Origin of the sequence: Domibacillus indicus, assembly GCF_023715895.1 — a bacterium.
GTDB lineage: Bacteria > Bacillota > Bacilli > Bacillales > Domibacillaceae > Domibacillus > Domibacillus indicus_A.
Genome location: NZ_JAMBOO010000164.1, coordinates 1 through 223, shown reverse-complemented (window position 1 = coordinate 223; position 223 = coordinate 1). Strand labels below are relative to the sequence as shown.

Sequence of the window (223 nt, the reverse complement as noted above, 5' to 3'; positions counted from 1 at the left end):
GGAAACGGGATTTGCCTCATTTCCAGCCTGACTGCTTAAACACGCGTATCCAGCTGCGTGATCTCCTATCCTCCTGCGTCCCCCCATCACTCAAATGATGCTTGGTGGTACAGGAATATCAACCTGTTATCCATCGCCTACGCCTTTCGGCCTCGGCTTAGGTCCCGACTAACCCTGAGAGGACGAGCCTTCCTCAGGAAACCTTAGCCATTCGGTGGAAGGG

General features: G+C 54.3%; 1 rRNA gene. It reads right to left on the bottom strand.

The annotated features are described in order from the left end of the window. Nucleotides 1-223 (bottom strand): 23S ribosomal RNA (locus tag M3221_RS26105); the annotation flags it as partial.